Source organism: Aeromonas sobria (assembly GCF_006243315.1).
Lineage (GTDB): Bacteria > Pseudomonadota > Gammaproteobacteria > Enterobacterales > Aeromonadaceae > Aeromonas > Aeromonas sobria_A.
Genome location: NZ_NKWE01000085.1, coordinates 1 through 8,913, shown reverse-complemented (window position 1 = coordinate 8,913; position 8,913 = coordinate 1). Strand labels below are relative to the sequence as shown.

The window sequence follows — 8,913 nt, the reverse complement described above, 5'->3', positions numbered from 1 at the left end:
CGCAGTCATGCTTAATGGGAGACCCGTCAAGGTTACAGCGTGTTTTTCGGTGACTGTATGATTCACAGGCGTATGATGCTGGCGCCACAGCAGAAAACCGTTAAGTGTCATGCACATAAGCGACATCAACTGCTTGGCATACCTAGTGCGTTTTCAAAGGAGTCATGCAGTGAACTTGTTTAAAGTCATGCTGTTGGTGATGTTGGTATCTGGGTGTTCAGACAGCAAAGTCGAAACGGAGCCAGCCAAGCTGATACCTGTGTTACTTGATGCCCACAAATGTTGCCTCACTGGAATTTGTGTTGGGCCTTATGCTGGTGTCGGGCAATATGCGTCATGCAATGATGTTACTGAGATCAGCAGATGCCTGAAAGGTGAAGAAGCCTCTTGCCCACTCAAGGGGTATGGAGCGTTTTGAAAAATCAAAGGGGCCGCGAGGCCCCATAGATTTATTGCAGCAGTCCTTGCTTCTTGAGTGAATCAGTTATCATTGCAACTCGATCTCTCGCATTTCTGATATCTGTCCTGAATTTGTTCGGGTTATTGCCACTATAGTTGTCAAAGCGCCTCTGCCACTCACTCAAGTCTGCTCGAGCTTTTTCAAGATCGCTTAGCGTATACATACAAACCTCAATAAATACAGGTAGTTGCACTCAATCACAACCTGATGCCGATAATTGGATTTATCGGCATCAATCGATTAGAGAGTAACCTTTTCCAAAGCATCGATCTTGAATTGACCGCTCAATGGCTGAGCTTGATGCGCGGTATCAAACCACATGCAGAAGCAATAACTTGCGTCATCCCTTGTAACTGGTGTGGTAACAGTCATTGATGGCCCACCACTCTTTAAGCGCACTACATCACCTACATTAAAACCAGCCATAAAAATTCCCCTAAATGAGCGACATGCTCCATACGGATATTGGGGCTATTACTTGCAAACCAAGCCTCTAATGAGGAAAAACCTACTTCGTAAGAGATAACCCCCCTCCCCTGAGGACGTTGTGAGCATGGTTGTCTGGGAATTCCCCCCGTATTACTACCCGGGGGGCTTGAACATCGACAGCCCCAAGCCAATGAATAAAGACAAAGACGGCGTAAGACCTTGAGAGCGGCTTGTCTACGACACGAAGCAAAGGTAGTCACCACCCACGCCCCATAGCCTTCGGCTGGTCGCTCTGACTGGGGCATTAAAGATCGGTTTGGCAGGAAAGGGGGTGATCCAGTCTTTGGGCAAGATGGGCGTGTTTCGCCGCGGGACTGTTGGAGGCCAAATGGACAGCAGAGGGCGGCTTATAGGGGCTATAGCCCCTGCGTGGTTGTCCCCTACCCCATTAATAGCCTATGCGTCTCACGCACAATGAGAGATAACAAAAAATATTTAACCAACTACGTAACCATTTCACACGAAGAGGAAAAGAGTAAAAGTTTCGCATGCGAAATTCTGAGGATATGCCATGCCTTGAGACGCTACCCCGCAGGCGGGGGCCCCTTCTCAAGGCATGGCATCTGGGTGTGGATTAACTAAGGGGAAGCGCAGCGAGAGCCATCGTTGCCGAGCTTTCTTGCTGGGGCTTGTTACCCTGACAGTACAGAAAATGCTCCCGTTCATCATATACCAAGCGCAGCAGACAAGGCCCAAGGGAATAGACCTGATAACCGGCCATCATTAAGTCGCTCAGTTTCATCGAGAAGGAATAGGCATTGTCGCCCTTTGCCTCCAGGTAGTACTCGAACTGGGCATGAAACTTACCGGTATTGTCTTTGTAGGATGTATCCGCCCAGCCGGTTATGGTGATATCAAACTTGGAGAATGGGGCTTCCTGCACGCTTTTAGCGGGGGTGGTCGGCATGACGGGTGCTGCCGCCTTCACTTCTGGGTCAGAAGTCGCTGGTAATGCTGCTGCCTGCTCTACCGGCACAAATACCGGCGCTGGGTCATCACTGCCCAGCATATTGAACAGGGACTTTACGCTCATTGGGATACCGATGAAGATGAGGATCACCGCCAACCACAACCACCATCTTTTCCACAGCGGTACAATGTCGGAGGCTTTGGCCTCCTGAACACTGCCTTCTGTTTGGGTGTGGGACTTGTAGAACGGGAAGAACGTCTTGTCGTACCGGCGAACAGATTCAGAGAGGCAGGTCGCGCGAGCCCCAGCACCATCGAGCACTTTACGGGTGTAGGTTTTATCAGAGCCCGCTGCAGCGTGTTTGCTGACCAAGAACTGGATCTCGATCATGTCACGCAGGTCCTTGTGTACCTTCCCCAAGGATTGGGTCATGAACAGGATGTCGTGGCCATAATGACGATGCATGGAGAAGTATTCCAGGCAGTTGATGAGGTCATCGCTCGCCTTCTTGTTACGCCCTGCTCGGGGGTATTGGAAGTGACATTCATCAATGACAAATAGCGGGCCTTGCCCCTGCTCGTTGCGCCACTCCTCCTGGGTGAAGTGCTCAGGGTCAGAGAACGCCTTGATAGCGCCGTGCTCCCGACTAAAGCCATCCTGACGAACCTCAACGAGATCCCTCACCTCCTCGCCAAACACGGCGATCAGATGATCCATCATCAACGGCAGGTTAGTGACCACCCGACGTCCTTCCTTGATGGCTGGGATCACGTGAAATGCGACTGCTTCATACGATTTGCCAGAGCCGGGACGGCCAACAATGATGTTTAGCGCCATGTTGCCTCCTTATGAACCGAGTCGGGTGAAGGGGATCAGCTGGAGTACAAGGCGAACGCCAATCGCCGTCACAATGATGGCTGAGGCGTCATTCACCCCCGCGATCGCCATGATGTTCTGCACATCAGCGGGGAGCATGGAGAAGTATTGAATGATGTTCATGGTTCCGAGCATGGAGCCAAGACCAGAGATAGCCAGGTGAACAATCGACAAGATCGCTTCAAAGAGGAAGCAAGCCAAATCCTTGAGCATGTCAAAGAGCGAGAGCAGCAGTGAATAGAGCAGGTTCAGGAAGTCATTCCAGCGGTGAGCAAACCAATCAAGCATGAGAACACCTCATTTTTCGCATGAGAAAATCAAGCAGCGCGGACTTAGCCGCCGAACACTAAACGCCTGGCCAGCAGGCCGGAGCAGAAAATGACGAAAGCACGAATGGCTACCCAGACATTCGGGGGAACGGTCAGTTGATGACAACCGAAGTCAGCGAATCCCATGTCAAAGCAGATTGTCCAGGTAGGGTATTCCCCTCCCCCTGACAGCTGTAGACGGAAGCCATTAAGCCAGTCAAAGAGCGCAGTATGTTGCAGATCTTGCGTGAATCCGCTCCATACACCGGCCATCCCAACGGGATAGCGAGACTTCCACCAAGAGGTCCCCTGAGCGGTATCGGGCATGGTTTGTGCGGGGACACTGGTTGCTAAGGTGTCGGAAAGCAGCCGGTTAGTTTCATCAATCCGCGTTTCTACGCCATGAAGGTCAATGGCGCTGGTCGTAGCTAATAGCTCATTGGTGCGATCTAGACGAGATTCCAAGCCGCCAAGGTTGGAGACGGTAACAGAGCTGGGTATGCTGCCAGTGCCAGTGCCAGTGCCAGAACCGGAGCCCGTACCGGTTCCCGAGCCAGTCCCAGAACCAGTTCCCGACCCTGTACCCGTCCCAGAGCCTGATCCAGTATTACCACCTTCACCTGGAACGGTTGGCTTCGGGCCGGTGATAACAGGGCGAATTACACCGCCTGCAATTGCGCCAGTATCTGGGTCTGTAGTCGGTTTTCCGGTGATAACGGAATTAATGGCATCACCATATATTGGATCAGTGACGGGAGGTAGTGGCTTACCCGATGGTAATACAACGGGAGGTGTCCCAATAATATCGAAGTCTGGGCGGTTATCAGGCTTAACCGGAATGACAACCGAGTTATCTACCAGGTGAGATTTGGGAAGGCGGGTGCCAGGATTGTTCATATCCTGCAAGTAGTGATCAGGAATAGTACCGTCAACACTAACACCATCGAGAACGCTAGCTACAGACTCCTCCAAAACCTCTTCTTTGTTTGTTGATTGAACCTTGAGAAGGTCGGTTTGATAGTCATAAGAAATAGCAGAAGTGACAACAGAAGATTTAAGCATAGTGTCATTTCTAAACTCATTAACAACAATATCCACGTCATAGGCAAAGCGGTAATTGGTACCAGAAACACCAAAAAAAACCTTAGATAATGGGTTAGCCTCACAACGATTAGCAAAAACAACTCTTGTATTGTCAGGAGGAACTATATCCTCCCGATAAAACTTACAAGTAGCATTGGTGTCCAAATACTCTCTAGTACGGATTAAAAGAACAGCCTTAGCTTCCTCGGTGATAGAAGCTACACAGGTAGCCATATCAAGAGCTCTGTCACCTTGCTTCCAATATGGAACGTCATATTTGTTTTGAGAAGGGTCTGGGAGGCCAGTCATGCGACTAGGAAGAATGCAGCTAGAAACAGGAGTTGAATCAGAATAAGGAGAATAACTAAACTCCTTCATCAAATCACAGTCAAGATAACCACTTTGAGAAAAATCACAACGCTTAACATTATCGAGGCTATCACCATTTAAAGTAATCCCGTAACGCTTGAGCTGGAAAGAAAGCATACCGTAGGGGTCGATCTTTAAATCCTCCTTTGCGAAGTTCTTAAGCAACGGCGGAGTTGATATTGCAACAGCAGTAACAGCAGCAGCGCCAGCTGCGTATTGGACGGCTAGGCGAGTAGCTAGAGTTCTGCCTGTCCATATTGCGGCTTGTTCGGCCATAGCCATAACCACTGGGGCAAATGCTGGCAAAAATGCGCGCGCTTGGTTGACAGGTATCCAAGCGGTGAGAAAGCACAATGAGTACACAAGAAGTCTGCGCCACATATGGGGCTCCAAAAAATTTAGCGGCTAAATTTTTCGCATGAGAAAATGGAATTGTAATATGTTGTACGTTGTAAGACGCTACAACACATTACAGCTATCTTTAGCCGCTAAAATTTTCGCATGAGAAAAGTACACTTTAGCGGCTAAAGTTTCGCATGAGAAACTTTCAATTAGAAAAGGGGGCTCATGCCCCCTTCATTCCCATAACAAACGCCATTCCTGATAGCCCCCCTATCGTGATAATTGACGACATGAAGACGATATAGGCAAAGGAAGCGGTCATTAGGCTTTGCTGACCAAGCGTTTAGCCAAGGAGATCCCCTTGGTTGCCAGTGCGATGCCAACGATAGTGACACCGGCACTTGCAACGAAGGTGACAACCGTTCCCAAGTTGACAGCAGCAAACATCTGGTCAAGAGCCGATGTGTCTCCAGCGGCGAAGGCCGGTGCGGAAGCTGCAACGATGATGGCAGGAATAGCTTTTTTGATAATAGACATAAGTACCTCACAAGAGATTAATTACTTTTTTCGCTACACCGATAGCGAAGCCAGGAAACCAACCGAGAACAACAACTGCGCCAAACGCCCATGAAAACATAATGGCGATATCTGAAGGTGCTATATCAACGGTGGATTGTTTATATTCCTCTACGGTTTGGATAATCATAGAGGAACATTCTTTGACAGGAGTATCTGTCCGATACAGAAACCCCTGTTCGTTAACTGAAATGCAATAGGCCATTACTGGTTTTGTGCTAAATATTCCCTATGGATATAAAGCATGTACTCCTTGATTTCATCAACTGTCTTTGCTGCACAAGATCTTTGGAAAACACATTCATCATTGACTTCATAGTGAATTATGCTCCCATTTGGAATGAGAGAGCCAACCATAAAATGAGTTCTATTCTCTGTGAAACCATGAACTATTGGGTCGCCATCGTTTGGCGTTACTTTAAATTGCATAAAATGCCTACTCTTGCTTAGTGAGCATTAGAGAATAACACAATAAGCGAAGTGGTAACAAAAGCTAGTCAGTTAATGATTGTGAAATTCGCACTAGATTAATACTATTTTTTATGAGGGTTACCAAAATCATCATTCTTGGTACCGCCTTCAATTTCAAAGCCTGCTACGATATTTCGGGCAGGGTTGCGCGGATCAGCTTCCAATAAAAGAGTGATGGGCTGCAATTTCGGACAGTCAGCAATGTTAGCCAGCACGACTGGATCATTTTTCAATGGCATTTCTTTAGCTTCAAAGCCCCAATTATTGATTTGACACTCTGGCATATCAATGTTGGTTGCGGCGACCAAGAATTGGATATTTGCGAAATCATAGGGTTTGGGGGTCGCTCCTTTACGGGAAATACCTTTGCCGTGGGTGACACACAGAACCATAACACCAGTAATTTTAGACATGGCTAAACTCTCCATTTGGGTTATTAATGCCCATGCAGTTGGGCTCGAAAAGCGGAATTTCATCTAACTCGGGTGGTAGTGGCATCAAAAGCCGTACCGGTACATCATCAGGGCCCAAACGCCCAATAAGTTGGTTTACAATTGAATCACCCGTCAATCCTTCAACATTTTTCAAATAGTTGACCAAACGGCCCGCCATTTTTGACATATTCGTCACCGCGTTATCGCGGCAGGTTTTAAACTTGTTTTTGAAGGTGGTAATGCGCACAGGTTCAATTTCATTTTTTGATACAGCTGAAAGCCATATCGAAAACTGGGGATACATTCCGGCAAAATATGGATCTGGATTAACCAGCACATCGAGCGGGATTTGTCGGTCTTTACTGTGCAACTCGCCTTCGGCACGTACCCAGTTGGGATACTCTGCCGATTGCATCTGCTTGCCCTTCTCATAAATACGAGCGCATTTACCATTAATCCGTGAGCCGATATAGAAAGAGCAGCCAGCTGAAGCAATCATGCCAAAGCGTTTCCGCATGGAGTTGTGGATCTCGGGGATAAACTCCCCTGCCTGAATCGCCATCCATTTTGGAGCGGTGCCGCGAGCCGGATGGAAATTGCCTATTTCCGCTGCTTCAACCGCTCGGAGATACGATATAACCGAGCCTGAGTAATCATCCAATGCAAGGTCAACTCGAGTAATACGGAGCCCAGGCACCACAGAAATGACACGATGAAGAGCCCCAAAATCCAGCCCATCACATCCTGCCCCAGTGAAAGAAACCATGCAGCCATGGTTGGCAGCTCCCCAAGCGACAAGCCCGCAAGCAATGCCATCAATGAGAATGTCCCCACTGTAGCTGTAGCCGTGAAGACCCCCGCGACGATGACGGACGGCAAAGCGAGGCGCAGGGATCGGGACGCCAATTTGGTGATTGAGTTCGTCAAAGAAGATCTCCAGTTCTGAGCAACAGAGGGCATCGAGAAACTGTACCCCGTAGTTGTGGATCAGGTCGTTGTAAGCATCCCAGTATTTGCCGTCTGGGTTCACTTCAAACTCGGAAAAGTCGAGCAAGCTGGAGCACACGGCCTTGAGTTCGCGGTGAATGTCGGCGCGGGTTGAGTACTGGGAAGCGAGCACCGTCTCCATGGCTTGAGTCATAGACGGCGTGATAACTGCGGGCGTTTCCTCTTCGGAATTGGCCACATAAAGCGGCTCGGGATAAGCAACGGCGCGGAGGCGCTGCTCTGCCTTTTCAAAACGGTTTGAAGGTGCCGGCAGAACGGGAACCGGACGGCGGAAAATCATGCCATCGACAGCAGGCGCAGGCATGGCAGCCGCCAAAACAGAGGACTTGATATCAAAGCGCGGAATGGCCTTGAGCAAAGCCCCCTGTTTTGCCAGCTCGGTGATCCGCTTAAGCGGTTCAGGCGTGAAGGTGAAGGAGAGGAAATCGATCTTGGTTTTGGGGTTATGACCAGTCATCGAAGAAGACCCCCTGATCATAGAAACCTCGCCACGTTTCTTCGGTGACTTCGACAGGCACGAAATCGAAATCGGGGTAGGTCAATGAGAGATAACAGCCGAGTTCACGGAGGTCGGTGAAGAACTCAACCTGACCAGCGATACAAGCAGAAATGTCACCCGTTGGCTCATGTTGCCAATAGGCGTTTCGCTCTGGTTTTACCGGATTGATCGATGTACTCACAACCCCTCCCCCTTTAGTCAGAAATGATATCCTTCGATTAATCTAAATTTCTAAGAAATTAGATTGGTAGCTAAACCTTAGATTCTAAGGTCTTAGTTGTCAAGAAATATCATTTCTTAGAATCAAAGCGGTTTAGAATCACCTTGAGCACATTCACAACAGAGTTATCAATATGCCGACTAAGCACATAGATGATCCGACATGGCGAAAGGTAGAAATGGAGACGGTCAGGGCAGTGATTGCCACCAAGACCAGCCTCAAGGATACAGAGGTACTTAAGCTACTAATATTGAAAGGGATTCAAGCGATCACAGAGGACGATTACGAGGAATATGTGAAGAGAAAGAAGGGGCGTTAGCTATGCCCAATTCGAGTCCCGCCCTGCCCTGACGCGGGGCCGTTTGTTACGGGCGCAGGAGGACAGAATGAAGAGAACTGAACAATGGAGCCGATTTGATGCGGCTGACGGCTTGGCTACCGAGGCCGATATGGTTGCCTATCTACAAGCCGCTCTTGAAGAAGGTGATTCGGCGCTGCTGACAGCGGCGCTTGATGATGTAGAGCGTGCCCGCGCCAAACTGCGTGGCCAGCCGCGCTACACACTGGACGAACTGCTGGCCCAGTGTGATCCCAACGCAACTGGATCTGAAGTTGATTGGGGACATGATGCCGGTTTAGAGCATCCAAAAGACTAGCTGCCTAATTCGAGTCCGGCCCTGCCCTAAAGCGGGGCCTTTTTTTGTGCCTGGCTGCGCATAAATGCCGTTATGTTACGGGCGCTCTGTCGTTGCGACGATGCCAGCGAGCTGGCCCACGTAGCGGCCTAGTCGCGTCCCCTGCCCTTCGGGATTATCGCAGGGGCAAACCGCTCAACATAACGCCAGCGACATTATGCGCAGTCATGCTT

General features: G+C 49.3%; 11 protein-coding genes. 1 reads left to right on the top strand and 10 read right to left on the bottom strand.

The window, feature by feature from the left end; translation table 11 throughout:
* Positions 1–700: 700 nt before the first annotated feature.
* The 10 genes from CF137_RS22490 to CF137_RS21335 form a co-directional block, all read right to left on the bottom strand.
* The gene (locus tag CF137_RS22490) at positions 701–886 is read right to left on the bottom strand and encodes a YodC family protein (protein WP_139721559.1); all 186 of its coding nucleotides are present in this window, start codon (positions 884–886) and stop codon (positions 701–703) included.
* Between the two features lie 637 nt (positions 887–1,523).
* Positions 1,524–2,696: a zonular occludens toxin domain-containing protein gene (locus CF137_RS21370; protein WP_139721557.1), complete on the bottom strand. Its 1,173-nt coding sequence runs from the start codon at positions 2,694–2,696 to the stop codon at positions 1,524–1,526.
* A 9-nt stretch (positions 2,697–2,705) separates the two neighbouring features.
* On the bottom strand, positions 2,706–3,023 hold the full coding sequence (locus tag CF137_RS21365; protein ID WP_042878245.1) for a DUF2523 family protein: 318 nt from the start codon (positions 3,021–3,023) through the stop codon (positions 2,706–2,708).
* 44 nt (positions 3,024–3,067) lie between these two features.
* The gene (locus CF137_RS22035) at positions 3,068–4,771 is read right to left on the bottom strand and encodes a hypothetical protein (RefSeq protein WP_162516007.1); all 1,704 of its coding nucleotides are present in this window, start codon (positions 4,769–4,771) and stop codon (positions 3,068–3,070) included.
* Between the two features lie 387 nt (positions 4,772–5,158).
* The gene (locus CF137_RS21355; protein WP_052224737.1) at positions 5,159–5,374 is read right to left on the bottom strand and encodes a hypothetical protein; all 216 of its coding nucleotides are present in this window, start codon (positions 5,372–5,374) and stop codon (positions 5,159–5,161) included.
* A gap of 7 nt (positions 5,375–5,381) precedes the next feature.
* Positions 5,382–5,543, bottom strand: coding sequence for a hypothetical protein (locus tag CF137_RS22030; protein WP_154109889.1), 162 nt, complete (start codon positions 5,541–5,543; stop codon positions 5,382–5,384).
* A 74-nt stretch (positions 5,544–5,617) separates the two neighbouring features.
* A complete protein-coding gene (locus tag CF137_RS21350; RefSeq protein WP_139721555.1) occupies positions 5,618–5,842 on the bottom strand; it encodes a hypothetical protein in 225 nt (74 codons plus the stop codon).
* 104 nt (positions 5,843–5,946) lie between these two features.
* Positions 5,947–6,297 (bottom strand): hypothetical protein, encoded by a 351-nt coding sequence (locus CF137_RS21345; RefSeq protein WP_139426728.1) that lies wholly within the window; start codon positions 6,295–6,297, stop codon positions 5,947–5,949.
* Positions 6,290–7,783, bottom strand: a complete 1,494-nt coding sequence (locus CF137_RS21340) for a replication initiation factor domain-containing protein (protein WP_139721553.1) — start codon at positions 7,781–7,783, stop codon at positions 6,290–6,292. The genes CF137_RS21345 and CF137_RS21340 overlap by 8 nt, the downstream gene beginning before the upstream one ends.
* Positions 7,770–8,006 carry a hypothetical protein gene (locus tag CF137_RS21335; RefSeq protein ID WP_081999298.1) on the bottom strand — a complete coding sequence of 79 codons (237 nt, stop codon included), beginning with the start codon at positions 8,004–8,006 and terminating at the stop codon, positions 7,770–7,772. Before CF137_RS21335 ends, CF137_RS21340 begins: the two co-directional genes overlap by 14 nt.
* Before the next feature lie 425 nt (positions 8,007–8,431).
* Between CF137_RS21335 and CF137_RS21325 the strand changes: the two genes are divergently transcribed.
* Positions 8,432–8,701: a hypothetical protein gene (locus tag CF137_RS21325; protein ID WP_139721550.1), complete on the top strand. Its 270-nt coding sequence runs from the start codon at positions 8,432–8,434 to the stop codon at positions 8,699–8,701.
* The last annotated feature ends 212 nt before the right edge of the window (positions 8,702–8,913 follow it).

Bases quoted from the DNA above. Each gene is read 5' to 3' on its own strand.
- CF137_RS21350 (WP_139721555.1), bottom strand. From the start codon at position 5,842: ATGCAATTTAAAGTAACGCCAAACGATGGCGACCCAATAGTTCATGGT.
- CF137_RS22035 (WP_162516007.1), bottom strand. From the start codon at position 4,771: ATGGCCGAACAAGCCGCAATATGGACAGGCAGAACTCTAGCTACTCGC.
- CF137_RS21340 (WP_139721553.1), bottom strand. From the start codon at position 7,783: ATGACTGGTCATAACCCCAAAACCAAGATCGATTTCCTCTCCTTCACC.
- CF137_RS21370 (WP_139721557.1), bottom strand. From the start codon at position 2,696: ATGGCGCTAAACATCATTGTTGGCCGTCCCGGCTCTGGCAAATCGTAT.
- CF137_RS22030 (WP_154109889.1), bottom strand. From the start codon at position 5,543: ATGATTATCCAAACCGTAGAGGAATATAAACAATCCACCGTTGATATA.
- CF137_RS21325 (WP_139721550.1), top strand. From the start codon at position 8,432: ATGAAGAGAACTGAACAATGGAGCCGATTTGATGCGGCTGACGGCTTG.
- CF137_RS21365 (WP_042878245.1), bottom strand. From the start codon at position 3,023: ATGCTTGATTGGTTTGCTCACCGCTGGAATGACTTCCTGAACCTGCTC.
- CF137_RS22490 (WP_139721559.1), bottom strand. From the start codon at position 886: ATGGCTGGTTTTAATGTAGGTGATGTAGTGCGCTTAAAGAGTGGTGGG.
- CF137_RS21355 (WP_052224737.1), bottom strand. From the start codon at position 5,374: ATGTCTATTATCAAAAAAGCTATTCCTGCCATCATCGTTGCAGCTTCC.
- CF137_RS21345 (WP_139426728.1), bottom strand. From the start codon at position 6,297: ATGTCTAAAATTACTGGTGTTATGGTTCTGTGTGTCACCCACGGCAAA.